Origin of the sequence: Rhizobium sp. R635, assembly GCF_002211285.1 — a bacterium.
Taxonomy (GTDB): Bacteria; Pseudomonadota; Alphaproteobacteria; order Rhizobiales; family Rhizobiaceae; genus Rhizobium.
Map to the genome: position 1 here is coordinate 1 of NZ_LOKX01000012.1, position 24,218 is coordinate 24,218.

Consider the following 24,218-nt stretch of genomic DNA (forward strand, 5'->3'; position numbering starts at 1 on the left):
CTAGGACGAATCGACATTCATCTGAGCCAGATCATCGCTGCGACGAGATATACGCAGCCTTTGAAGTGAATGGTTCTGCGGTCATAACGTGTGGCGAAACGACGGAAGTGCTTCATTCGGTTGAAGCAGCGTTCGATGCGGTTCCGCTGAATGTAGATGGTTTCATCGTGCGGTATGATGATTTTACGCGAGCGGTTTGAGGGGATCACCGCCTCGGCTCCCATGCCGGCGATCGTTTCCCGCAAGGCATTGCTGTCATAGGCTTTATCGCCGAGTACGGCCTTGCCGACCTGCCCCTCCAAAAGAGCCGGAGCTTGGGTAATATCTCCGGCCTGACCGGCGGTGACGATGAAACGCAATGGTCTGCCGAGCGCATCGGCCAGCATATGAATCTTGGTGGTCAATCCACCTCTGGAACGCCCCAGCGCCTGATCCTTGGCCCCCCTTTTCCGGAGGCCGCCTGCTGATGGGCACGCACGATGGTGCTGTCGATCATCAGGTACTGATTGTCCCGCTCAGCTGTCAGCGCATCGAAAACCCGCTCCCAGACTCCGGCATGGCACCAGCGACTGAACCGGCGATGGACCGTCTTCCACTTGCCGTAGCGTTCCGGCAGGTCCCGCCAATGTGCCCCCGAGCGCAACACCCACAAACAGCCGTTCACAAACAACCGGTTGTCTGCTCCCGTCCTGCCTGGATCGCCCGCCTTGCCAGGCAGCAAAGGCGCAATTCTCGACCATTGCGACTCGTTCAACTCGTATCGCTTCACCGCCATCAAGGCCTCCGTGCGTCACACGGGTACTCTATGAATCAGTGATCAACTGATTTGGGAATCCTGAATGTCGATTGGTCCTAGCCCTCGTCTACCTCGCCATTTACCGGCCGATGCCGGAAAAGCGCGATGTCTTCCGGCTCTCGGTCGCCGCCGTCCTCTTCATCGCCGCCTATGCGGTTCTGTTGAACACCGGCGAGCAGACGGTGGCGGCGGGGCCGGCAAGCTTCATCATCAATACCATGCCCGTTTTCACCGCGCTGATCGCCACATTCGCGCTCGGCGAACGCTTCGGACGCTGGGGCTGGGCGGGTACGGCGGTTTCCTTCGGCGGCGTGGCGCTGATTGCGCTTTCCTCTGATGGTGGCTTCAAGCTCGATCCGAACGCCGTGCTGATCCTTGGCGCAGCGCTCTGCTCCGCGATCGCCAGCGTATTGCAGAAGCCGCTGCTCGCTCGCCTGCCGGCGCTTGCCGTCACCGCCTGGATCCTGCTGATCGGCTCCGTGCCGCTCTTTCCGGCCGTCCCGGCGACGATCCGCGCGCTGGCCGCTGCACCGGCGGAAGTCAACTGGGGCGTTGCCTATCTCGTCATCTTCCCGACTGCGATCGGCTATCTCACCTGGGCCATCGCCTTGAAGCGGCTGACGGCTGCGCGCGCCTCGAATTTTCTCTACGGCGTCCCGCCGGTCGCAACGCTGATCGGGTTCGTCTGGCTGGGCGAGACGCCGACGGCGCTGGGTGCTGCCGGCGGCGTCATGGCGATCCTTGGCGTGCTCGTGGTCAACGTCATGCGGAAACGATAACCGCGTTCATTTGGAGTGCGGAAGTTGGCCCACTGACAAATAGGCATTGCGCCGCCCTTCGCTTTCTTTAAAAACGAAAGCAGACCGAAAGGGGCGCCGATGTTCTTGACCGACCGACAAACTGAAATCGTGGCGATTGCGAAATCGAGCGGCAGGGTTCTGGTCGAGGAGCTCGCCTCCCGCTTCTCGGTGACGCCGCAAACGATCCGCAAGGATCTGAACGATCTCTGCGATGCGCAGGTGCTGACGCGCATCCATGGCGGCGCGACATTTCCGAGCGGAACGGAGAACGTCAAATACGAGGCGCGGCGCCAGATCGCCGCTTCGGAGAAGCAGGCGATCGGTATGGCGGCAGTCGAGCTGATCCCGAGCGGAGCCTCGCTCTTCATCAACATCGGAACGACGACCGAAGCGGTGGGCGAGGCGCTCGCCAATCACCACGAGCTGATGGTGATCACCAATAACATCAACGTTGCCAACAGGTTGCGTCTTTTTCCGGCAATCGAGGTGGTGATCGCCGGCGGCGTCGTGCGCGGCTCGGACGGCGGTATCGTCGGCGAAGCGGCGGTCGATTTCATCCGGCAGTTCAAGGTCGATTATGCCGTCATCGGCGCATCGGCAATCGATATCGACGGCGCGCTCCTCGATTATGATTTTCGCGAAGTGAAGGTCGCGCAGGCGATCATCGCCAATGCCCGGCATGTCATCCTCGTGGCCGATTCGACGAAATTCGAACGCACTGCGCCGGTTCGGATCGGCCAGCTTTCCCAGGTCCATACCTTCATTACGGACCACTGTCCGGTGCCGTCCATCCGCAATCTTTGCCTCGAAAACAATGTGAAGCTGATCGAAACGGCCAGCAGATCGCGCTAGGTCACGCGACTGAAACAAACATTCGTTTGACATTCACATTCCTTTCGTTTTAACTGTTATCACTTTCGCAATCGCGCAAGTTTTGTGCGATGCGAAATCAGCAGTGGGCTCGGAGGGGCAATTGGGCCGGGAGATACACGACATATTCGTCATTGGCGGCGGCATTAACGGCTGCGGCATTGCGCGCGATGCCGTCGGGCGCGGCTATTCCGTCGCGCTGGCGGAGATGAACGATTTCGCCTCCGGCACCTCGTCCGGCGCCACCAAGCTGATCCATGGCGGCCTGCGTTATCTCGAACATTACGAATTCCGCCTGGTGCGTGAATCGCTGATGGAGCGCGAGATCCTCTGGGCGATGGCGCCGCACATCATCTGGCCGCTGCGCTTCGTATTGCCTTATCACAAGGGCGGCATTCGCCCCGCCTGGCTGATCCGGCTCGGCCTCTTCCTTTACGACCATCTCGGCGGCCGCAAGCTGCTGCCGGCGACTGATGTGCTCGACATGCGCAAGGACCCGGCCGGCAAGCCGCTGAAGGCGCTGTTCACGCGGGCGTTCGAATATTCCGACGGCTGGGTCGACGATGCCCGCATGGTTGTGCTGAACGCGCGCGACGCCGCCGACAAGGGGGCGACCGTCCTGCCGCGCACCAAGGTAGTCGCGGCGAGGCGCGAGAACGGCCTGTGGCATATCGAGACCGTCGATACCGTCACCGGGCGCAACGACAGCCATCAGGCCCGCATGCTGGTCAATGCCGCCGGTCCCTGGGTCGATCATGTCATCCGTTCCGCCTTCGGCCAGAACGAGGCCCGACACGTCCGTCTCGTTCAGGGCAGCCATATCGTCGTCAGGAAGAAGTTCGACGATCCCAGAGCCTATTTCTTCCAGAATCCCGACAACCGCATCATTTTCGCCATTCCCTATGAGGGCGACTTCACCCTGATCGGCACCACTGACCGGGACTACACCGCCGATCCCAAGGACGTCAGGATCTCCGAGGAGGAGACCGCCTACCTCTGCAACGCGGCTTCGGAATATTTCAAGGAGCCGGTGCGGCCGGAAGATATCGTCTGGACCTATTCGGCGGTCAGGCCGCTCTATGACGACGGCGCCTCGAAGGCGCAGGAGGCGACGCGTGATTATGTGCTGAAGCTGGAAGGCGAAGGCGGGGCTGCGCCGCTGCTCAACGTTTTCGGCGGCAAGCTTACCACCTATCGCCGGCTTTCCGAGCACGCGCTGGAGAAGATCGGCGCCGCGATCGGCGTCAAGGGCAGCCCGTGGACGGCAAAGAGCCATCTGCCGGGCGGCAATTTCGCGGTCCAGGGTTATGAAGGCGAAGTCGCCAAGTTGAAGCGGCGTTATCCCTTCCTTGCCGATCCGCATGCGCGCCGGCTGGTGCGCCGCTACGGCACCAGGGCCGAGACGCTGATCGGCGATGCCCGCGGCATCGAAGACCTCGGGCAGCTGTTCGGCGGCGATCTTTACGAAGCCGAGGTCAAATACCTCGTCGAACATGAATGGGCCCGGCACGCCGAAGACGTGCTGTGGAGGAGAACGAAGGATGGTCTGCGCCTTTCCAGGGAGCAGGCTCAGTCACTGGAGGAGTACATGGCTGCCATACCGGCGATGGCCGGATAAGGCGGCGTGTGGTCCCCGCTGCGTGGAGGCAGGGGAATCGGAATGCTGGAACTGCGAAACGCCGCCAAGATGGTGGGCGCGGACTATCATATCTATCCGACCGATCTGGTCCTCGAGCGCGGCACGCTGAACGTCCTGCTCGGGCCGACGCTGTCGGGCAAGACGTCGCTGATGCGGCTGATGGCCGGGCTCGACCGTCCGACCGCCGGCTCCGTCCATTTCGACGGCGTCGATGTCACCGGCATGCCGGTGCAGAAGCGCAACGTCGCCATGGTCTACCAGCAGTTCATCAATTATCCGGCGCTGACCGTTTACGAGAACATCGCCTCGCCGATGCGTATATCGGGCAAGGATGCGGCCACGATCGACCGCGAGGTGCGCAAGGCGGCCGAACTTCTCAAGCTCACGCCCTATCTCGACCGCACGCCGCTCAACCTGTCCGGCGGCCAGCAGCAGCGCACCGCGCTGGCGCGCGCGCTCGTCAAGAATGCCAGCCTCGTGCTGATGGACGAGCCGCTCGCCAACCTCGATTACAAGCTGCGTGAGGAACTGCGTGAAGAGCTGCCGAAGATCTTCGCCCAATCCGGCGCGATCTTCGTCTATGCCACGACCGAGCCTTCCGAGGCGCTCCTGCTCGGCGGCAATACGGCGACGCTGAACGAAGGCCGCGTGACCCAGTTCGGGCCGACGATCGATGTTTACCGCCGGCCTGCCGACCTCGCCACCGCCGGCATCTTCGCCGACCCGCCGCTGAACACGCTCGACGTCACCAAATCCGGCAATGTCTTTACGCGTCCGGGCGGAGCAGCCCTTCCAGTTCCCCCGCATCTGGCTGCCGTGCCGGAGGGGCCGGTGACCATCGCTTTTCACCCGCATCATCTCGGCTTCAAGCCACAGACGGGTGACGCGGCCCGCCTGCAGGCGCGCACGCTGGTTTCGGAGATCACCGGTTCTGAGAGCTTCGTCCACCTGGAATATGACGGCGTGCGCTGGGTGATGCTGGCGCACGGGATTCACGACATCGATCCCGACATGGAGATCGAGGCCTTCCTCGACACGCGCCACCTCTTGGCGTTCGGCGCCGACAGCCGCGCCATCGCTGCAGCCGAAAAGAAGGCATAGGAGAGCACAATGGCACGCATTACGCTCGACCATATCCGCCACGCCTACGGAGCCAATCCGCAGACGGAGAATGATTATTCGCTGAAGGAAGTCGACCACGAGTGGAACGACGGCGGCGCCTATGCGCTGCTCGGTCCTTCCGGCTGCGGCAAGACCACGCTGCTCAACATCATCTCCGGTCTGCTGCAGCCTTCGCATGGCCGCATCCTCTTCGACGGCAAGGATGTGACGAATCTTTCGACGCAGAGCCGCAACATCGCGCAGGTCTTCCAGTTCCCCGTCATCTACGACACGATGACCGTTTACGACAATCTCGCTTTCCCCTTGCGCAACCGCGGCGTGGCGGAAGCCGATGTCGACCGGCGCGTCCGCGACATTCTCGAAATGATCGACCTTGCCGGCTGGGCCAAGCGCAAGGCGCAGGGGCTGACGGCGGATCAGAAGCAGAAGATCTCTCTCGGCCGCGGCCTGGTTCGCAATGACGTCAACGCCATCCTGTTCGATGAGCCGCTGACCGTCATCGATCCGCATATGAAATGGGTGCTGCGCTCGCAGCTGAAGCGGCTGCACAAGCAGTTCGGCTTCACCATGGTCTACGTCACACACGACCAGACCGAAGCGCTGACCTTCGCCGAGAAGGTCGTCGTCATGTATGACGGCCAGATCGTTCAGATCGGCACGCCGGCCGAGCTTTTCGAGCGGCCGAGCCACACCTTCGTCGGCTATTTCATCGGTTCGCCAGGCATGAACGTCATGCCGGCGCAGATCGACGGCAGTGCCGTCAAGGTCGGAGACGAGGTGCTGACGCTCGATTACGCGCCGAAGACCGCAGGCAGTTCCAAGACCGAGCTTGGCATCCGCCCCGAATTCATCCGTCTCGGACGGGAAGGCATGCAGGTCACCATCACCAAGGTCGAGGATATCGGCCGGCAGAAGATCGTACGCGCCCGCTTCGCCGGCCAGCCGATTGCGATCGTCGTGCAGGAGGATGCCGACATCCCCACGGATGCCCGCGTCACCTTCGATCCGTCCGCCATCAGCATTTACGCCGACAGCTGGCGTGTCGGCAGGGAGGCCTGAGACATGCAGAAGACGTGGAACAACAAAGCCTGGTTTCTGGTCCTGCCGGTGCTGTTGCTGGTCGCCTTTTCGGCTGCCATCCCGCTGATGACCGTCGTCAACTATTCGGTCCAGGATACGTTCGGCAACAACGAGTTCTTCTGGGCGGGCACCGACTGGTTCGTCCAGACCCTGCATTCCGACCGCTTCTGGGAAGCGCTCGAACGCAACCTGCTCTTCTCCTTCATCATCCTGGCGCTTGAGATTCCGCTCGGCATCTTCATCGCGCTCAATATGCCGAAGAAGGGCATCGGCGTTCCCGTCTGCCTCGTTCTGATGGCGCTGCCGCTGCTCATTCCGTGGAATGTCGTCGGCACCATCTGGCAGGTCTTCGGACGCGTCGATATCGGCCTGCTCGGCCATACGCTCGAAGCGATCGGCCTCGACTACAACTATGTCCGCGATCCGGTCGATGCCTGGGTCACCGTCATCGTCATGGACGTCTGGCACTGGACGAGCCTCGTCGTGCTGCTCTGCTATGCCGGCCTCGTCTCGATCCCCGACGCCTATTATCAGGCTGCGAAGATCGACGGCGCCTCGCGCTGGTCCGTATTCCGCTACATCCAGCTTCCGAAGATGAAGCGGGTGCTGCTGATCGCCGTGCTCCTGCGCTTCATGGACAGTTTCATGATCTATACCGAGCCTTTCGTCGTTACCGGCGGCGGTCCCGGCAACTCGACCACCTTCCTGTCGATCGATCTCGTGAAGATGGCCGTCGGCCAGTTCGATCTCGGCCCCGCCGCGGCGATGTCGATCATCTACTTCCTGATCATCCTCTTGCTGTCATGGATCTTCTACACGGTCATGACCAGCAGCGACGCCAACGCCTGAGAAAGGAGAGATCCATGGCTGCGACAATGAAATACAAGCCCGCCGGAAACTTCTCCTGGGTGGTCACGACGCTCTACATTCTCTTTCTGCTCCTGCCGATCTACTGGCTGGTCAACATGAGCTTCAAGGAGAATGCCGAGATCACTGGCGCCTTCTCGCTCTGGCCGCAAAACCCGACGCTGCGGAACTATACCGTCATCTTCACCGATCCGTCCTGGTATAGCGGTTACATCAATTCGATCATCTACGTGGCGATGAACACGGTCATTTCGGTGCTCGCGGCGCTGCCGGCGGCCTACGCCTTTTCGCGCTACCGCTTCCTCGGCGACAAGCACCTGTTCTTCTGGCTGCTGACCAACCGCATGGCGCCGCCGGCCGTCTTCGCGCTGCCCTTCTTCCAGCTCTATTCGGCCTTCGGCCTGATCGACACGCACATCGCCGTGGCGCTTGCCCACTGCCTGTTCAACGTGCCGCTGGCGGTCTGGATTCTCGAAGGCTTCATGTCCGGCGTGCCGAAGGAGATCGACGAGACCGCCTATATCGACGGTTACTCCTTCCCGCGCTTCTTCGTGAAGATCTTCATGCCGCTGATCGCGAGCGGGATCGGTGTCGCGGCCTTCTTCTGCTTCATGTTCTCCTGGGTCGAGCTGCTGCTTGCCCGCACGCTGACCACGACGGCGGCAAAGCCGATCTCGGCGATCATGACGCGCACGGTTTCGGCGGCCGGCATGGACTGGGGCGTGCTGGCGGCAGCCGGCGTGCTCACCATCATTCCCGGCGCGCTCGTCATCTATTTCGTCCGCAACTACATCGCCAAGGGCTTTGCCCTGGGCCGCGTCTGAGGAGGAGACGGCCATGACATTTTCCTGGATGGCCTGGACGCTGCCGACGGCGCTGTTCTTCCTGACGATCCTGGCGCTTCTGATCGCCATGAGCGTCTGGGAATATTTTTCGCCGGGCGGCTCGCCGCGCACAGGCGTGCTGCGTTTCGAGACGACGCGCGGCGACCGGCTTTTCATTTCGCTGCTCGGCGCAGCGTTCATTCATCTTGCATGGCTTGGGCTCGCTGGGCCCAACCTGTGGTGGGCTCTTGCCATTTCCGTAGTCTACGCCATCGGCGTGTTCCGCTACGTGTGACGGCAAGGAGAAGACAGATGGCCGGGGGTACTGGCCGCCTGAGACGTGACTGCAATCGCAAACCCTTGGGAGGATAATATGCGACGGCACTTATTGACGACGACAGCAGGCTTGCTGCTGGCGATGACAGCATCGGCCTATGCCGGCATGGACGAGGCCAAGACCTTCCTCGACAAGGAAGTCGGCGACCTCTCGACGCTTTCCCGCGCCGACCAGGAAAAGGAAATGCAGTGGTTCGTCGATGCCGCGAAACCCTTCGCCGGCATGGACATCAAGGTCGTTTCCGAAACGATCACCACGCATGAATATGAATCGAAGGTGCTGGCTCCGGCCTTCACCGCGATCACGGGCATCAAGATCACCCACGACCTGATCGGCGAAGGCGATGTGGTTGAAAAGCTGCAGACGCAGATGCAGTCGGGCGAAAACATCTATGACGCCTACATCAACGACTCGGACCTGATCGGCACCCATTGGCGCTACCAGCAGGCCCGCTCGCTGACCGACTGGATGGCCAATGAAGGCAAGGATGTCACCAATCCCGGCCTCGACATCGACGACTTCATCGGCAAGTCCTTCACCACGGCGCCCGACGGCAAGCTCTACCAGCTGCCGGACCAGCAGTTCGCGAACCTCTACTGGTTCCGCTACGACTGGTTCAACGACGAGAAGAACAAGGCGGACTTCAAGGCGAAGTACGGCTACGATCTCGGCGTGCCGGTCAACTGGTCGGCCTATGAGGATATTGCCGAGTTCTTCACCGGCCGCGAGATCGACGGCAAGAAGGTCTACGGCCATATGGACTACGGCAAGAAGGACCCGTCGCTCGGCTGGCGCTTCACCGACGCCTGGCTGTCGATGGCCGGCAACGGCGACAAGGGCATCCCGAACGGCAAGCCGGTCGACGAATGGGGCATCAAGGTCGACGAGAACTCCCGTCCGGTCGGATCGTGCGTCGCGCGCGGCGGCGACACCAACGGCCCGGCAGCGGTCTATTCCATCCAGAAGTATCTGGACTGGATGAAGGCCTATGCACCGGCTGCGGCTCAGGGCATGACCTTCTCCGAATCCGGCCCGGTCCCGTCGCAGGGTGAAGTCGCCCAGCAGATGTTCACCTACACGGCCTTCACCGCCGACTTCGTCAAGGACGGCCTGCCGGTCGTCAACGCGGACGGCACGCCGAAATGGCGTTTCGCACCGAGCCCGCATGGCGTCTACTGGAAGGACGGCATGAAGCTCGGCTATCAGGACGCAGGTTCCTGGACGCTGATGAAGTCCACGCCTGACGACCGTGCAAAGGCCGCCTGGCTCTATGCCCAGTTCGTCACCTCCAAGACTGTCGACGTGAAGAAGAGCCACATGGGCCTGACCTTCATCCGCCAATCGACGCTGGACCATAAGTCCTTCACCGATCGCGCGCCGAAGCTCGGCGGCCTGATCGAATTCTACCGTTCGCCGGCCCGCCTGCAGTGGTCGCCGACCGGTACGAACGTTCCTGACTATCCGAAGCTCGCGCAGCTGTGGTGGCAGGCAATCGGTGATGCTTCTTCCGGCGCCAAGACGGCACAGGAAGCAATGGACTCGCTTTGCTCCGAACAGGAAAAGGTGCTGCAGCGCCTCGAGCGCGCCAAGGTCCAGGGCGATATCGGCCCGAAACTCGCCGAAGAGCATGATCTCGCTTATTGGAACGCGGATGCGGTGAAGAAGGGCAACCTGGCGCCGCAGCTGAAGATCGAGAACGAGAAGGAAAAGCCGCTTACCGTCAACTACGACGAACTCGTCAAGAGCTGGCAGAAGTAAGGCGGACCCGGCCGGAAGCAACGAGGCTTCCGGCCATCACCTCCTGCCACCGGCTTGAAGCCGGTGGCACCCACAATCTTTCTCTCATCAAACATTGAGTCCTGCCGCTGAGCGGCGGGCCGAGCGGTTTCGTGCGAACCGGAGACGGATATATGAGCGGCTATATTCTTTCGATCGACCAGGGCACGACCTCTTCGCGCGCCATCATCTTCGATGGCGGCATGAAAATGGCCGGCTCGGCGCAGGCGGAGATCACCCAATATTATCCGCAGCCCGGATGGGTGGAGCATGACGCCGCTGAAATCTGGCAGTCCGTCGTCGCCACGGTGAGGAGCGCCATCGCCGATGCCGGACTGAACGCCGCCGCGATCGCCGCGATCGGCATCACCAATCAGCGTGAGACGGCGGTCGTCTGGGATCGCAAATCCGGCGTGCCGCTTCACCGCGCGATCGTCTGGCAGGACAGGCGCACCGCCGAAATGTGCGAGAGCCTGAAGGCCGACGGATACGAGAAACTGTTCAGCGCCAAAACAGGCCTGCTGCTCGATCCCTATTTCTCCGGCACGAAGCTGCGCTGGCTGCTCGACAATGTCGATGGTCTGCGGGAAAAGGCGGAGGCAGGCGAAGTCTGTTTCGGCACGATCGACAGCTGGCTGATCTACAAGCTGACCGATGGTCGCGTGCACGCCACCGATGCGACCAATGCGTCGAGAACGCTGCTTTACAATATCGATGACGGCGCATGGGACGAGGAGCTTCTCGGCATTCTCGGCATTCCCTCCGCCATGCTTCCCGAGGTCAGGGAATGCGCCGACGATTTCGGCCGGGTCGACGAGGCGCTGTTCGGCGCCGCGCTTCCGATCCTCGGCGTCGCCGGCGACCAGCAGGCTGCGGCTGTGGGCAATGCCTGCTTCGAGCCCGGCATGATGAAATCCACCTATGGCACCGGCTGCTTTGCCCTTCTGAACACCGGCAGGGACCGTGTTTCCTCCTCCAACCGCATGCTGACGACGATCGCCTGCCGGCTCGACGGCGAGACGACCTATGCGCTCGAAGGCTCGATCTTCATTGCCGGTGCCGCCGTGCAGTGGCTGCGCGACGGTCTCGGCATTATCAATCAGGCCTCCGAGGCAGGGGTTCTCGCGACCAAGGCAGACCCCGGCCAGCAGGTCTATATCGTTCCGGCCTTCACCGGCCTAGGCGCACCCTATTGGGATCCGGCCGCGCGCGGCGCGATCTTCGGCCTGACGCGCAACAGCGGCCCGGCGGAATTCGCCCGCGCCGTGCTCGAATCCGTCGCCTATCAGACGCTCGACCTGCTCGTTGCGATGAAGAAGGATTGGGGCGCCAACCAGTTGGAAACGGTATTGCGCGTCGATGGCGGCATGGCGGCTTCGGATTGGACGATGCAGTGCCTGGCCGACATCACCGGAAACCCCGTCGACCGCTCGGCAATCCGCGAGACGACGGCGCTCGGCGCAGCCTGGCTCGCCGGCTCGAAAGCCGGAATCTGGCCCGGCAGACGCGAGTTTGCTCAGGCCTGGGCCTGCGACCGCCGCTTCGACCCTTCGATGGAAGAGACCGAGCGGCAGGCGAAGATCATCGGCTGGAAAAATGCCGTCTCGCGCATGATCTCGGACACCTCGGCGGGGTAGAGACTTCGGCTTTTTCTCACGCGTTGCCGGCAGCTTTCCTGTTGATGAAGCTGAGGGCGAGCACGGCGAAGATCAGCGTGCCGGTGCCGACCTGCTGCCAATAGAAATTCAGATCGGTCAGCAGCAGCCCGTTGGCGACGATGCTGAGCAGCAGCACGCCGAGCACGGTGCCGCCGACATTCGGCCGCCCGAGCGGGCTGAGCGTCGTGCCGATGAAGGTCGCGCCGATGGCATTCAGCAGGAAGGCATTGCCGGAAGAGGGGATGTAGACGGTAACGGTCGCCGTCAGGATCAGGCCGGCGACGGCTGCGATCAAGCCTACGATGATGAAAGTTGCGGCGATATGGGCAGATGCTGCGATGCCGGAATAGCGCACGACGGCCGGCTGGATGCCGATCGACAGGATGACGCGGCCGAAACGCGTACGGGCAAAGACGACCGCGGCCGCCGCTATGATGAGGATCGCGACCGCAAGCGGCACGGGAAAACCGGCGATCGTGCCGTGGCCGAGAAAGCGGAAAGCTTCCGGCACGCCGCTCGGCGGCAGATAGACCGGATTGCCGCCATTGGTCAGCAATTGCTGAATGCTGCGGCCGATGAACAGTGTGCCGAGTGTCGCAAGGAAGGGGGAGACGCCGATCCCTGAGATCAGCAGCGCGTTGAAGGCGCCGACGAGCGCTCCTGCCGCCAGTCCGGCAAGGGCCGCGATTGCCACCGGCTGGCCGGCAAGGACGAGGGAGACGAAGGCGAAGCTTGCAAAATCCATCGCCGTTCCGACGGAGAGATCGATGCCGCCCGAGGAGACGGCGAAGGTCATGGCGATCGAGACGATGGCAAGCAGCGTGAAATTGTTGACGAGGATGCTCTGCAGGTTGGCAAGCGTCAGAAATGTCGGCGTTGCCGCTGAGAGGATGGCGGACACCGCGACGAGTGCGAGGATCAGCCCGTAGCGCACCGCGCCGGCGGCGATAAGGCGCGGCAGACCGGTGACGGTTGATGTCGAAGTCTGGAGCGACATGATCAGGCCTCCTGACGGCGCAACAGGGTGGTCGCGGAGACCACGATGAGAATGAGCAGGCCCTGGACGCCGCTGACCAGCGTGCTCGAAATGTTGAGCAGCTGGAAACCGTTTGTGAGGAAACCGACCAGCAGGGCCGAGAGCAATGTGCCGGTGATCGTGGGAACCAGCCGGCGCGAAAAGACCGAGCCGAGCAGGGCGGTGACGACGACGGGCAACAGCATCTCGCCGGAGCCGGTCGTGCTGCCGCTCAGATAGGAGACGCTCAGGATGCCGGCGATGCCGCCGCATAGGCCGCTGGCGATGAATGCGCCGGCAAGCAGGCGGCGAAGCGGCAGACCGGCGGCGCGTGCCGCATCCGGGAATTCGCCGACGGCATAAAGGCGCAGGCCGAGCGGCGTATATTGGACGACCGCCGTTGCAAGGGCCGTGAAGCCGAGGAGCACATAGGCAAGAACCGGCAGGCCGAAGGGACCGGATGCCGAAAGCGCCGAGAGGAGGGGTGTGGAAGCCGGCAGAACGGTATTCTGGGTCAGCACCAGTTCCAGGCCGGCGACGACGTTCATTACGGCAAGCGTGGCCAGCAACGGCACGATGCCGGCATGGACGACGGCAATGGCATTGACCGCACCGATCAGCGCCCCGGTCGCGACCGCTGCCGAGATCGCCGCCGCATCGCCGTAGCCGAGCTGGGTCAGGCTGGCATAGACGGCGGCGCTGAGGCCCATATTGGCCGCAAGCGACAGGTCGATGCCGCCGGTGACGACATTGGAGCCGCCGGCGATCAGGACGACCGTCAGCCCGATGGCCAGCACGCCCGAGATGGCGGATTGGCCGAGCACGTTGCCGATGTTGCCGACGCTGAGGAAGTAAGGCGCGGTCAGCGAGAAGACGATCAGAATGGCCGCGAAAGCGATGAGCGATCCGAAGCGCAGTGCCGCGGCCGCGATATTGCCGGCCGGCTGGTCAGGCGGTTCTACCGCCGAAAATCCGGAAGGCGCGAATTCTACTTCAGCCGACATGGCGTTTTCCCTTCGACGATCCGGTCGATTCCGCCAGCACGGCGTCCGCCGTGGTCTCCGACGAGATGAATTCCCGCACGACGCGGCCGCGGAAGAGCACGAGGATGCGATCGGTGATGCCGATGAGTTCGGGCAAATCCGAAGACAGCACGATGACGCCGGCGCCCCGCGCCGCAAGCTCGCCGATCAACGTATAGATCTCGACCTTGGAGCCGATATCGACGCCGACGGTGGGCTCGTCGAGGAGATAGACCTCGGAGTGCCGGCTCAGCCACTTCGCGATCGCCACCTTCTGCTGGTTGCCGCCTGAGAGCGTGCGCAGCAGCGCATTGCGTCCGCTGGTCTTCACCTGCAGCCGCGCGATCAGGGCATCGACCTCGCGCTGCTCGCGCCTGCGATCGAGAAAGCCGAAACGCGTGAAGCGGCCGAGGCTGGAAAGGCTGGTATTTTCCGCGACACTGAGGTCGAGCGCCACGCCATGGCGGCGGCGATCTTCCGGCACCAGGGCGATTTCGCGGCCGGCGGCTTGCGTGGGATTGGCGAAACGGGCGGATTTTCCGCTGATCTCGATGCTGCCGGAGGAGGGGGTCTCCAGGCCGAAGAGCGTGCGGACCAGCTCCTTTGCCCCGGAACCGAGCAGGCCGGTGAGACCGAGCACCTCGCCACGGCGAAGCGAGAAGCTGACGTCGCTGTATTTTCCCGATGCCGACAACTGCTCGACCTTGAGGATTTCGTCGCCGAGCGTGACTTCAGCTTTCGGGAACATGTCCTTGATGTCGCGCTCGACCATCAGCCGTGCGATCGCCGAAGCCGAAGTCTCCCTGATCGGCACGGAAGCGACATCAAGTCCGTTGCGCAGCACGGTGACGTGGTCGCAGAGCTCTTCGATTTCGTTCAGGTAATGCGAGATGTAGATGATGGTCACGCCTTCATCGCGCAGGCGGCGGATCAGCCTGAAGAGAATATCGGCCTCGCGGCGGACCAATGCGGCGGTCGGCTCGTCGAAGACGAGCACCTTCGGCTGGTTGAGGAGGGCGCGGGTGATCTGCACGATCTGCTTTTCGGCGGTCGACAATTCACCGATCAGAGCGGTGTTCGGTAAGCGGATATCGAAATAGTCGTTGAGGATTTCGGATGCGCGGCGCTGCATCAGCCGCCGGTCGAGGAACGGCGTGCCCCTTATGCGCGGTTCGCGGCCGAGGAACAGGGCTTCGCCGACGGTGAAGGTCGGCACCAGCAGGCGGTCCTGGTGAATGAAGTGGATGCCGAGCTCTTCGGCGAGATGCGGCGTCAGCCGGTCGAATGCCTGTCCTTCGATTTCGATCCGCCCGTCATCCGGCTGGTGGAGACCGGCCAGCAGCTTGATCAGCGTCGACTTGCCGGCGCCGTTCTGGCCGACGAGGCCGTGGATGGTTCCGCGCCTGACGATCAGCGACGCACCGGCCAGCGCCTGCGCGCCGCCGAAACGTTTGACGATGCCTTCGAAGCGGATGACGTCGTCTCGCGCCGTCACCGGCTGCTTCAGGGGAATGGCCGTCATGCGATCCTTCCGAACGTGATTCCGGCAGTGAACGGTCCGGCATGGCCGGACCGTTCATCGGGCTGCGTCAACCAATGCCGAGTTTCTTGGTGACGTCGCCGACATTGACCTTGTTGGCGAGAAGGGCGGGAACATAGGTCTCGCGGGGCAGCGTCTGGCCGGCCAGCAGCTTGGCGACGTTGCGGATGGCGGTGCGGCCAATTTCGGCCGGCTGCTGGGCGACATCGGCGCCGGCCGGCGAATTGGGGTCGGCGACGAGCTGAAGCACTTCGGGGCTGCCGTCGACGCCATAGGTGCGGATTTCGGTCCGCCCTGCTGCCGTCAGCGCCTGGGTGGCGCCGAGCTGGGGAATGTCCCAGGCCGACCAGATCGCCCTGATCGATCCCTTTTCCGGATATTTGTTGAGGATCGCCGTGATCTGCGTGAAGGCGTCCTGCACCGTGTTCGGGATGACGTCGCGTAGTTCCGGCTGGAGGATCTTCACCTTCGGGAAATATTTGACGACGTTGACCAGTTGGTCGTAGCGGATCGCGCACGGCGTCACGCCATAGAAGCCGTTGAAGACGACGATATTGCCTTCGCCGCCGATATCGGAGACGAGCTGCAGCGCCAGATCCTTGCCGATGCCCCAATTGTCCGACGTGGTGTTGTTGATCGAATTGGTCGAGCCGACGTCGACTGTGAGAACCGGGATGCCGGCATCGCGCGCCTTCTTCAGCCAGGGATCGATGACGCTGAGCGTGCCGAGGATTTGAACGATCGCATCCGGCTTCTGGGCGATCAGCGTCTGAAGCTGCGAGACCAGCTTGCCGTCATTGCGTCCGGCATCGACGGCGATCGGCTCGCCGCCGAGACGCTTCACCTCTTCGATCTGGGCATTGTAAGCCTGCAGGTCGAAGAAGTGATCGGTGCCGGTGGCGCTGATGGCGATGCGCTTGCCTTTCAGCGACAGCTCCCCGTCGGCTGCGAAAACCGGCTTCTGCCCGATCAGCGAAGCGCCGGCGACGGCAGCCCCGGCCGCTACGGACAATTTCAGCAGATCTCGTCTTCCAAGACCGCTTTCGGACTTTTCGATGCTCATGATCACTCTCCAAATGACTATATCTATAAATTAAGTGGACTAAATAGAATGAGGAGAAATGAATTTCCAAAAAGACGATCCTGTAGGAAAAGACTTGATGTAGCTAAGCGCATTCCTGGCTGCCGGTTCCCCGATCCAGCGAGTGAACATGCCATCATCGCCTGTGCCCGGTGGGGGAGGATCGAAGCCCGACTGGAACGGCTATTGAACATTGGCCCAATTGAGACTAAATATAACCTCAAGTGAATTGGAGCCATTGTCATGACGGGATTTGCAGTCGTTGCCGATGTTCTCGGCCTGCCGGCCAGGGAGCCGGCCTCGCGTTCGGCCTTCGGGCTGCTCTCCAGCATCGAAGAGGGATTGCCGGTCAAGGCGCTTGACCGGATGGCGCTGCTTCTGGCGCCAAGCGATGCGCAGTTCAAGTACCGGCTGGTGCCGAAGGCCACCTATGAGCGGCGCAAGTCCAAGCATCGGCTTTCCTCCGACGAGGGCATAAAGCTCGCCCGCCTTGCGCGCGTCTGGGGGCTGGCGCTCGATGTCTGGCAGAGCGAGATCGAGGCGCGCGATTTCCTGTTCCGCCCGCATGCGATGCTGGAGGACAGGCGGCCGATCGACGTCGTCATTCAGAGCGAAATCGGCGGCGAACTCGTTCTCGATATCCTCGGAAGCCTGAAATACGGCAGTGCTGCGTGAGCGCGCAACGCCTGGACCGCACGCTGACATCCGTCCGTATCGGAGATCCTGACGGAACCTATCCGATCTTCGACGCCACCGGTTCGACCATCGCGCCGGGGCGGTGGAACACGGCAGGCAGCCCGATCATTTATACGAGCGAACACTATTCGACGGCGCTTCTCGAAAAGCTCGTGCATGGCAGCGGGCGGCTGCCGCCCAACCAGCATTATGTCACCATCACCATACCGCGCGGGGTCAGCTACGAGGTTTTCTCCGAGCCCGCGCTGCCGGGCTGGGACAGCATGCCGGCCAGCGTTAGCAAGGACTTCGGTGAAGGCTGGTGCCAGGAGAAGCGCAGCGCCATCCTGCTGGTGCCGAGCGTCGCCGCCCGCGTCGACCGCAACGTGCTGATCAACCCGGCGCATCCGGAATTCGCATCGATCACAGCGAGCCTTCACGAGCCCGTCTTCTGGGATCGTCGTCTGTTCGGCATGTGACGCGGCAGCGAGAAATGTTTCCCGCCAGTTCCTCCCTGACGTGGGATTAGGTCTTCTGCCGCGGCGAGCGGGCCATCAGCCTGGCATAGGCGATGGCCGACAGCATGTTGACATGGTTGGCTTTGCCCGTGCCGGCAATGTCGAAGGCGGTGCCGTGATCGACCGATACGCGGTCGATCGGCAGGCCGAGCGAGACATTGACCGCGGTTTCGAAGGCGACGAGCTTGATCGGGATATGGCCCTGGTCGTGATACTGGGCGATGACGAGATCGAAAGCGCCGTTATAGGCGCGGGCAAACACCGTATCGGCCGAGATCGGTCCGACGACGTCGATACCCCTGGCCTGCGCCTGCTCGACGGCGGGCGCCAGGAATTCCATGTCCTCGGTGCCGAACAGGCCGTTTTCGCCGCAATGCGGATTGAGGCCGGCGACGGCGATGCGCGCCGTCTTGCCGAGGCGCAGGAAATGCTTGTGTCCGGCCTCGATGGTTGCCAGCACCCGCTCCGTCCTGGCGCGTGCGATCGCGCCTTTCAGCGAGATATGGGTGGAGACATGGATGGTGTTCAGCCGCTCGGAGGCAAGCAGCATGAAAGAGCTCTTCGAGCCCGTGAGATGCGCGAGAAGCCCGGTGTGGCCGTCATGGTGATGGCCGGCAAGGTTCATCGCCTCCTTGTTGATCGGCGCGGTGACGATGACATCGGCCTGACCCGACATGGCAAGATCGACGGCACGGGTGATATAGCGCACGGAGGCATCGCCCGCGACCGGGCTCACCTTGCCGATCTCGGGCAGGGCCGCGCCGAGCGGGACTTCATCAACGCCAATCCTGTCGTCACGGGATAGATCGGCAGGCGCGAATTTCAGCCCGGTGCCGCTGACGCGGTCGGCCCGCTCCAGCGCTTCGACATTGCCGACGACGACGAAATCGCGGCGCTCTTCGCTCGGAAGCGCCGCCAAGGCCTTGACGATCACTTCCGGGCCGACGCCGGCCGGGTCGCCGAGCGTCACGGCGACTTTCGCATTCCTGTCCATCATCAAAGTCCCTTCTGAAACCGTGCTGCCTAAAAAGCAGCTGCATAAATCGAGCGAATGTCGGCGCGGCTGAGATCGCGCGGATTGTTATCGAGCAGACGGCGAATGGCAAAGGCGTCGTCGGCCATGGCGTCGAGATCGCTTTCCGGCACGCCGAGGCCGGAAAGCTTCATCTCGATGCCGAGCTCGGCGCAAAAAGCATAAGCCGCATCGAAGACCGATGCCGTGTTTTCCGAAGCCTCATAGCCGAGCGCTGCCATCACCGCTTTCGTCTTTTCCGGGGCCGCTGGCGTGTTGAAGGCGAGAACATGCGGGAAGATCAGGGCATTCGCCGCGCCATGCGCCACATGCCAGCGCGTGCCGAGAGGATAGGCGAGGGCATGACCGCCGGCGGTATTGACCGGGCCGAGGCAGAAGCCGCCGTAAAGCGAGGCGAGCGCGAGGCCGGCGCGCGCCTCCGCGTCGTTGCCGTCCTTGACGGCGCGGGCGAGATATCTGCCGACGAGCCGCGTTCCCTCGATCGCATAGATGTCGACCATCGGATGGGCCTTGCGGTTGGTGAAGGCCTCGACGCAATGGGCCATCGCGTCGACGCCTGTTGCGGCCGTTGTGCGCGCCGGCACGCTGAAGGTCAGGGCCGGATCGACGACGGCGATGTCGGCCAGCATATGCAGGCTTTCCACGGCTAGCTTCGCCATCGTCGCGGGATCGGTGACGAGCGCGCGGATGCCGGCCTCGCTGCCGGTGCCCGAGGTCGTCGGCACCTGGGCAAGCCCTACCTTGCGCGGCCCACGCACCTTGTTCGGGCCGACGACCTCATGCAGAGTCTGCTCCGAGCCGGCCAGAACGGCGGCGAGCTTTGCCAGGTCCATGGCGCTGCCCCCGCCGAAGCCGACGATCAGCTCGGCATCGGCGGCGTTGGCCGCCGCCAGCACCTTGTCGAGATTGGCCGTATCCGGCTCGGGCGTGACCTCGGAGAAGACCGCGACCTCGCCCTTCAGCTCCAGCACGTCGATGCGCGAAGCGTTGAAAGCATCCGAGATGACAAGCGTGCGCCGATAGCCTCTTTCGGCAGCCCATTTGCCGAGCTTTCCTGCCGTGCCGATGCCGAATTCGATCTGATGCGGCCGAATTATCGTGATTGGCGAACCCAAGCTGGCCATGACCAGTCCTCCCTGCAGGATCTTGCGGCAACAGTGTCGCTCTCTTTAATGTAAAGTTGTAATGTCAAAGTCAAGCGGGCATTGTTGAGAGCTGGAAATTTTGTCGTCCGATATGCGATGGACCAGATTTAGATAAGCCAAAAATTCTGGTATTTTATAATAAAATTAAATAGTTGAACGGCGATCGCCAGTGGCGGGCGGCAAAAGCTCGTACTGATGACAAGCCTGTCAAGCCTGTTGTCAATTTCTGGCCGTTCAGTTGGTCGAAGCGATCGGGCCTGCGTCCTTTCGGGCTCGAAGGGACGCAGATTTACAACAGGCCGGCCACCGCCTTGCTCACGGCAGGGATTGCGGGGCGAGGCGCACATATTTGATGGCTCGCCGATAGTAGGTGTAGGCGACATGGAGCGTGCCGTCGCTGCCTTGGATGATCGAGGGATAGGAGAATTCGCGGTTCAGCGAATCCTTCGAATTGTTGCTGAGGCAGAAACCGTCGCCGGTATCGAGATCCATGCGATGCGGGAAGCTCTTGCCGCCATCCCTCGATATCGCAAGGCTCAGCGGCGCACGCGGAACGCCCCAGACCGCCTTGCGGCCGGTATCGGCAACAGCAGCGGTGGCCGTCTCTCCAGCCTCGTCGCCCTCGATTTCGTCATAGAGAGACTGGCGCCGCGCATCGGACATGGCTGCATTCGAATGATTGTAAACCATTGCAATCCCTCCATCATTCAGGACTGTCGCCTGGACGGAGGAATTGTTGTTCGGAAGGTCCGCAGGCTCGGGCGCGCTCCACGTCCTGCCGCCGTCGCTCGATCGGCTGGAAAGAATGTTTTCGGCGAAACGGTTGCGGTAGAAGGCGACCATCTCGTCGCCGCCGAGCGGCAGGATGTTCATGTGCACGGCGCCGATACTGTTCGGAATGTCGTGCATCTGCCAGCTCGCACCGCCGTCGCGCGAGATCAGCACCGCTGCCGTATCGGCGTCGCCGCTCCAGCGCCGTCCGTCAAGGCCGACGCAGCGGAAGACCGGAAGCAGCCACTCGCTTTTGCCGTTCACGACGATCTGCTGGCGAACGAATGTGCCGGGGCTGTCGCAGAGGAGCCGGACCGGGCCGAACGTCCGGCCGCCATCCTCGGATATCCGGCATTTGACAACGGAACCGTCCTGGTTGCCCGAGGTCTGCGAGGTATAGAGCAGCCATGTCTTTCCGTCAGGAGCGTTGAAAATCAATGGGTTCTGCTCGGATTTCTCCGGATCGTCGCTCATCTTCTCCGGCTCGGACCAGCGATTGGAGCCCGGCGCCAGCCGCGACATGTAAATCGAGATATCGCCCATGCCCTCCATCGTGCCGCCGAACCAGACGCAGGTGAGCGTGCCGTCGGGCAGAAAAGCGAGATTTGCCGCGTGGTTCTGAATGCAGGGCGAGGGCAGATAGGCATCCGCGCGGCCTTTGAAGGAGGGATGAGGAGCGATGATCCCGGTCATCAGGGCGGGAACGGCTTCGGGGGGCAGGCCGGTAAAGCTCATGGCGGGTCTCCTCAGGGCAGCTTGGCGTAGCTTTCGGCGAGTGCGGCATAATCCGCTTCGCTGAGCGGCATCAGCGGTGCGCGCGTGCGCTTCCAGGCGGAGTTGCCTGTTTTCAGCCCGACCATTGCCTTGATCGTCGGGATCTGGACGTAAGAGTTGGAAAGCGTGCGATAGGCGTTGATCCGCGCCTGCGCCGCCTCGACGTCGCCGGCGCGGCCCTCGTCATGGACGTGGTCGTAGACGGTGCGCAGCGAATCCGCCACGAGATTGGAGGTCGCCGTGATGCAGCCCGCACCTCCGGCCTTCAAGAGCGGCAGCAGCAGCGGATCGGCGCCCGCCAGCACGGAGAAGCCGGGATAGGCTGATATAATCGCCTGCATGTTGTTGAAATCGCCGGCAGATTCCTTGATGCCCACGACGGTTTCCGGGAAGGCGGCAATCAGCCGGCCGATCAGCGGAATGGAGAGCGGCACGCCTGAGACCTGCGGGATATGGTAGAGGATGACCTGCAGGCGCGTATCGGCGACCTTCTCCAGCACCTGCGAATAGGCGGCGAAGAGACCGTCGTCGGAAACGCCCTTGTAGTAGAAGGGCGGGAGCATCACCACCTTGGTGACGCCGAGCGACAGCGCGTGCCGGGTCAGTTCCACGGTTTCGGGAATGGCGACGACGCCCGTACCCGGAAGAAGCTTGCCGGCAGGAATGCCGGCCTCCAGCGCCGCTTCCAGAATGGCGCGGCGTTCGGCTCCGGAGAAGGAGTTGGCCTCGCCGGTCGTGCCGAGCAGGGCCACGCCATGGCAGCCCTCGGCCAGCAGCCGACGGCAATGATCGGTGAAAAGAGCGAGATCCGGCGTGTTATCTGCGGTCAGCGGCGTAGCGGCCGCGCTGAAAACGCCTGTAATCCTGTGATGGCTCATTCCGCCCTCCCTTAGGCGCGCTCCGCCGTGCCGGCTGCGCAGAAAAATTGTCGTTCGTCTGTGGCGATGAGTGCAAAGAACTTTTCCATCGTGACGCTTTTGTCAAGAAGACAAAATGGATTAATACGAGAGCGAAAATTTATCTGATTGTAATTATTACATTATTTCAAACTCAAAATTTTCAACGGGTCAAAACTGCGATTTTTTGTTGACATATTTACAATAACGAGAGAACCATAGGCGACGGATTGTGCTGCGCCCGGCAGGCGCAGGGAGAACGCTGCCGAATTCACCGTGGGAGGGAATGCCATGTCTTTTGATCAATCTGACAAAACCAATATTTCACGTCGCAACGCGCTGAAGCTCGGCCTTGCGGCCGGCGTCGGCCTCACCGTGTTCGGTATGAATGCGCGCATCGTGCTGGCCGATGAAGGCCAGGTGCTGAAGGTCGCGCATCCGGCCTTCGATCAGGACTGGTCGCCGCTGCGCGGCGGCGGCAGGACCTTCCGCTGGAATTCCATCTGGTGGGCCGCGCCGATGTATTTCGACAGCGAAGGCAATATCAAGCCTTACGTCTTCACCAGTTGGGAATCGGCCGACAACACCGTCTGGACCTTCAAGATCGACCCCAAGGCCGTCTTCTCCGACGGCAGCAAGATCACCGCCGCCGACGTCAAGGGATCGTGGGAAGTCGCCTCGATGCCGAACACCAAGAGCCAGCGCGCCGACCAGGTGCTGAGCAAGGTCAAGGGCTACGCCGAAATCGCCGCCGGCTCCGGCAACGAGCTGATCGGTGTTGCGACGCCCGACGAGGGGACCGTCGTTGTGACGCTCGCCGCCGCCGATCCGATCTTCTTCATGCGCCTGGCAAACCACATCGCGCCGATCACCAAGGCGTCGCAGTCGCGCGGCAGCGATGGCGAGGAGATCATCGACTGGTACAAGCCGGACAGCAAGCCGGTCTTTTCAGGCCCGTTCAAGCTGACGAGCATCGATATCGATGCCGGCAAGATCACATTCGAGCCGAACGAGAACTTCTTTGGGCCGAAGCCGAAGCTGGCCCGCATCGACATCACCTCGATCGAGGACAATGTCACCGCGACGTCGCTGATCAAATCCGGCGAGTTCAACGCCCATACCGAGCTCGTCACCTCGACGATCATTCAGGATCTCGGCCCGGAATTCTCGGCCGGCCCGCTGATCCCGACCAGCCAGCACTTCTGGTTCAACATCTCCCGCGCGCCGATGGACGATCCGAAGGTGCGCCAGGCGCTGATCATGGCGGTCGATCGCGACGGCCTGTTCAAGGCCTCCTATCCCGATGGGCCGCACAAGAAGGCCGATCAGATCCTCAATTCCGTTCCCGGCGCCGACAATTCCGGATTCGAGGCCTTTCCCTATGATCCGGCGGCCGCCAAGAAGCTGCTTGCCGAATCGAGCTATGGCGGGCCGGAGCGCCTGCCGAAGATCCTGTTCGTCGGCATTTCGGCGCCGGCCATTCAAGCCGCCGCCCAATTCATCGCCGAGCAGTGGCGCCAGAATCTCGGCATCACGGCCGTCGACATGAAACCGCAGCAGGATGCCTATGCCGGTCCGGATCAGAACTCGGTCCAGATCTTCCGCGACGACGTCGGCACCCGCGTTCCCGATGCGGTCTCTTATCTCACAGGCAGCATCGCCTCGACTTCGTCGAACGCGCAGAACAAGCTCGGCGGATACAAGAACGATAAGGTCGACAGCGCCCTTGCCGAAGCGGCGACCAAGGCGGCGGACGATCCGCAGCGCATCGCTCTCGCCCAGGAGGCCCAGAAGGCCTTCCGCGAGGATTGGGCCTTCATTCCATGGTATTCTCAGGCGATGTCGCGCTGGGCCACCAAGGAGGTCAAGGGCATGGAGAAGAACCTCGATTGGCAGATCGCCGAGCCCTGGAACATCTCCATCGGCTGATCCGGAACAATAGTCTCCTGGCAATAAGCGCGCGAAGGCCGCAGGGCCTT

The 24,218-nt window shown here is 62.3% G+C and carries 20 protein-coding genes and 2 pseudogenes; 13 read left to right on the forward strand and 9 right to left on the reverse strand.

The window, feature by feature from the left end; genetic code table 11:
• Positions 1 to 17: 17 nt before the first annotated feature.
• Positions 18 to 769: pseudogene (locus ATY78_RS10730) on the reverse strand (IS5 family transposase).
• A gap of 80 nt (positions 770 to 849) precedes the next feature.
• Between ATY78_RS10730 and ATY78_RS10735 the strand changes: the two are divergent.
• The 10 genes and pseudogenes from ATY78_RS10735 to glpK all read left to right on the forward strand — a co-directional run.
• Positions 850 to 1,575: pseudogene (locus tag ATY78_RS10735) on the forward strand (DMT family transporter); the annotation flags it as partial.
• 99 nt (positions 1,576 to 1,674) lie between these two features.
• The gene (locus ATY78_RS10740) at positions 1,675 to 2,448 is read left to right on the forward strand and encodes a DeoR/GlpR family DNA-binding transcription regulator (RefSeq protein WP_088682328.1); all 774 of its coding nucleotides are present in this window, start codon (positions 1,675 to 1,677) and stop codon (positions 2,446 to 2,448) included.
• A gap of 121 nt (positions 2,449 to 2,569) precedes the next feature.
• Positions 2,570 to 4,084 carry a glycerol-3-phosphate dehydrogenase gene (glpD, locus tag ATY78_RS10745; RefSeq protein ID WP_088682329.1) on the forward strand — a complete coding sequence of 505 codons (1,515 nt, stop codon included), beginning with the start codon at positions 2,570 to 2,572 and terminating at the stop codon, positions 4,082 to 4,084.
• A gap of 42 nt (positions 4,085 to 4,126) precedes the next feature.
• Positions 4,127 to 5,206: an ABC transporter ATP-binding protein gene (locus tag ATY78_RS10750; protein ID WP_088682330.1), complete on the forward strand. Its 1,080-nt coding sequence runs from the start codon at positions 4,127 to 4,129 to the stop codon at positions 5,204 to 5,206.
• Positions 5,207 to 5,215: 9 nt separating this feature from the next.
• Positions 5,216 to 6,286, forward strand: coding sequence for an ABC transporter ATP-binding protein (locus ATY78_RS10755; RefSeq protein ID WP_088682331.1), 1,071 nt, complete (start codon positions 5,216 to 5,218; stop codon positions 6,284 to 6,286).
• A 3-nt stretch (positions 6,287 to 6,289) separates the two neighbouring features.
• Positions 6,290 to 7,156: a sugar ABC transporter permease gene (locus tag ATY78_RS10760; RefSeq protein ID WP_088682332.1), complete on the forward strand. Its 867-nt coding sequence runs from the start codon at positions 6,290 to 6,292 to the stop codon at positions 7,154 to 7,156.
• Positions 7,157 to 7,170: 14 nt separating this feature from the next.
• Positions 7,171 to 7,998 (forward strand): carbohydrate ABC transporter permease, encoded by an 828-nt coding sequence (locus ATY78_RS10765; protein WP_088682333.1) that lies wholly within the window; start codon positions 7,171 to 7,173, stop codon positions 7,996 to 7,998.
• A gap of 13 nt (positions 7,999 to 8,011) precedes the next feature.
• Positions 8,012 to 8,293 carry a DUF2160 domain-containing protein gene (locus ATY78_RS10770; RefSeq protein ID WP_088682334.1) on the forward strand — a complete coding sequence of 94 codons (282 nt, stop codon included), beginning with the start codon at positions 8,012 to 8,014 and terminating at the stop codon, positions 8,291 to 8,293.
• Positions 8,294 to 8,371: 78 nt separating this feature from the next.
• Positions 8,372 to 10,093: an ABC transporter substrate-binding protein gene (locus tag ATY78_RS10775; protein ID WP_088682335.1), complete on the forward strand. Its 1,722-nt coding sequence runs from the start codon at positions 8,372 to 8,374 to the stop codon at positions 10,091 to 10,093.
• Between the two features lie 152 nt (positions 10,094 to 10,245).
• A complete protein-coding gene (gene glpK, locus ATY78_RS10780; RefSeq protein WP_088682336.1) occupies positions 10,246 to 11,748 on the forward strand; it encodes a glycerol kinase GlpK in 1,503 nt (500 codons plus the stop codon).
• Positions 11,749 to 11,764: 16 nt separating this feature from the next.
• On the opposite strand, the gene ATY78_RS10785 is transcribed toward glpK, so the two are convergent.
• The 4 genes from ATY78_RS10785 to ATY78_RS10800 form a co-directional block, all read right to left on the reverse strand.
• Complete coding sequence (locus ATY78_RS10785) at positions 11,765 to 12,766, reverse strand: ABC transporter permease (RefSeq protein ID WP_088682337.1); 1,002 nt, start codon at positions 12,764 to 12,766, stop codon at positions 11,765 to 11,767.
• Between the two features lie 2 nt (positions 12,767 to 12,768).
• Positions 12,769 to 13,788 (reverse strand): ABC transporter permease, encoded by a 1,020-nt coding sequence (locus tag ATY78_RS10790; RefSeq protein WP_088682338.1) that lies wholly within the window; start codon positions 13,786 to 13,788, stop codon positions 12,769 to 12,771.
• Entirely contained in the window at positions 13,778 to 15,328 is a 1,551-nt protein-coding gene (locus ATY78_RS10795; RefSeq protein ID WP_088682339.1) for a sugar ABC transporter ATP-binding protein, read from the reverse strand. The genes ATY78_RS10790 and ATY78_RS10795 overlap by 11 nt, the downstream gene beginning before the upstream one ends.
• 67 nt (positions 15,329 to 15,395) lie before the next feature.
• Positions 15,396 to 16,409, reverse strand: coding sequence for a sugar ABC transporter substrate-binding protein (locus tag ATY78_RS10800; protein WP_088682340.1), 1,014 nt, complete (start codon positions 16,407 to 16,409; stop codon positions 15,396 to 15,398).
• Positions 16,410 to 16,670: 261 nt separating this feature from the next.
• Here ATY78_RS10800 and ATY78_RS10805 point away from each other — a divergent pair, with 261 nt between their 5' ends.
• The gene (locus ATY78_RS10805; RefSeq protein WP_064696724.1) at positions 16,671 to 17,102 is read left to right on the forward strand and encodes an antitoxin Xre-like helix-turn-helix domain-containing protein; all 432 of its coding nucleotides are present in this window, start codon (positions 16,671 to 16,673) and stop codon (positions 17,100 to 17,102) included.
• Entirely contained in the window at positions 17,099 to 17,581 is a 483-nt protein-coding gene (locus ATY78_RS10810; protein WP_088682341.1) for an RES family NAD+ phosphorylase, read from the forward strand. The genes ATY78_RS10805 and ATY78_RS10810 overlap by 4 nt, the downstream gene beginning before the upstream one ends.
• A 46-nt stretch (positions 17,582 to 17,627) precedes the next feature.
• Here ATY78_RS10810 and pdxA read toward each other — a convergent pair whose 3' ends face one another.
• The 4 genes from pdxA to ATY78_RS10830 form a co-directional block, all read right to left on the reverse strand.
• Positions 17,628 to 18,614, reverse strand: a complete 987-nt coding sequence (gene pdxA / locus ATY78_RS10815; protein WP_088682692.1) for a 4-hydroxythreonine-4-phosphate dehydrogenase PdxA — start codon at positions 18,612 to 18,614, stop codon at positions 17,628 to 17,630.
• 29 nt (positions 18,615 to 18,643) lie between these two features.
• Positions 18,644 to 19,777, reverse strand: a complete 1,134-nt coding sequence (locus tag ATY78_RS10820; RefSeq protein WP_088682342.1) for an iron-containing alcohol dehydrogenase — start codon at positions 19,775 to 19,777, stop codon at positions 18,644 to 18,646.
• A gap of 336 nt (positions 19,778 to 20,113) precedes the next feature.
• Positions 20,114 to 21,304: an exo-alpha-sialidase gene (locus ATY78_RS10825; protein WP_088682343.1), complete on the reverse strand. Its 1,191-nt coding sequence runs from the start codon at positions 21,302 to 21,304 to the stop codon at positions 20,114 to 20,116.
• A gap of 11 nt (positions 21,305 to 21,315) precedes the next feature.
• Positions 21,316 to 22,221, reverse strand: a complete 906-nt coding sequence (locus ATY78_RS10830; RefSeq protein WP_088682344.1) for a dihydrodipicolinate synthase family protein — start codon at positions 22,219 to 22,221, stop codon at positions 21,316 to 21,318.
• Positions 22,222 to 22,530: 309 nt separating this feature from the next.
• Here ATY78_RS10830 and ATY78_RS10835 point away from each other — a divergent pair, with 309 nt between their 5' ends.
• Positions 22,531 to 24,168 (forward strand): ABC transporter substrate-binding protein, encoded by a 1,638-nt coding sequence (locus tag ATY78_RS10835; RefSeq protein WP_088682345.1) that lies wholly within the window; start codon positions 22,531 to 22,533, stop codon positions 24,166 to 24,168.
• Positions 24,169 to 24,218: the final 50 nt, after the last annotated feature.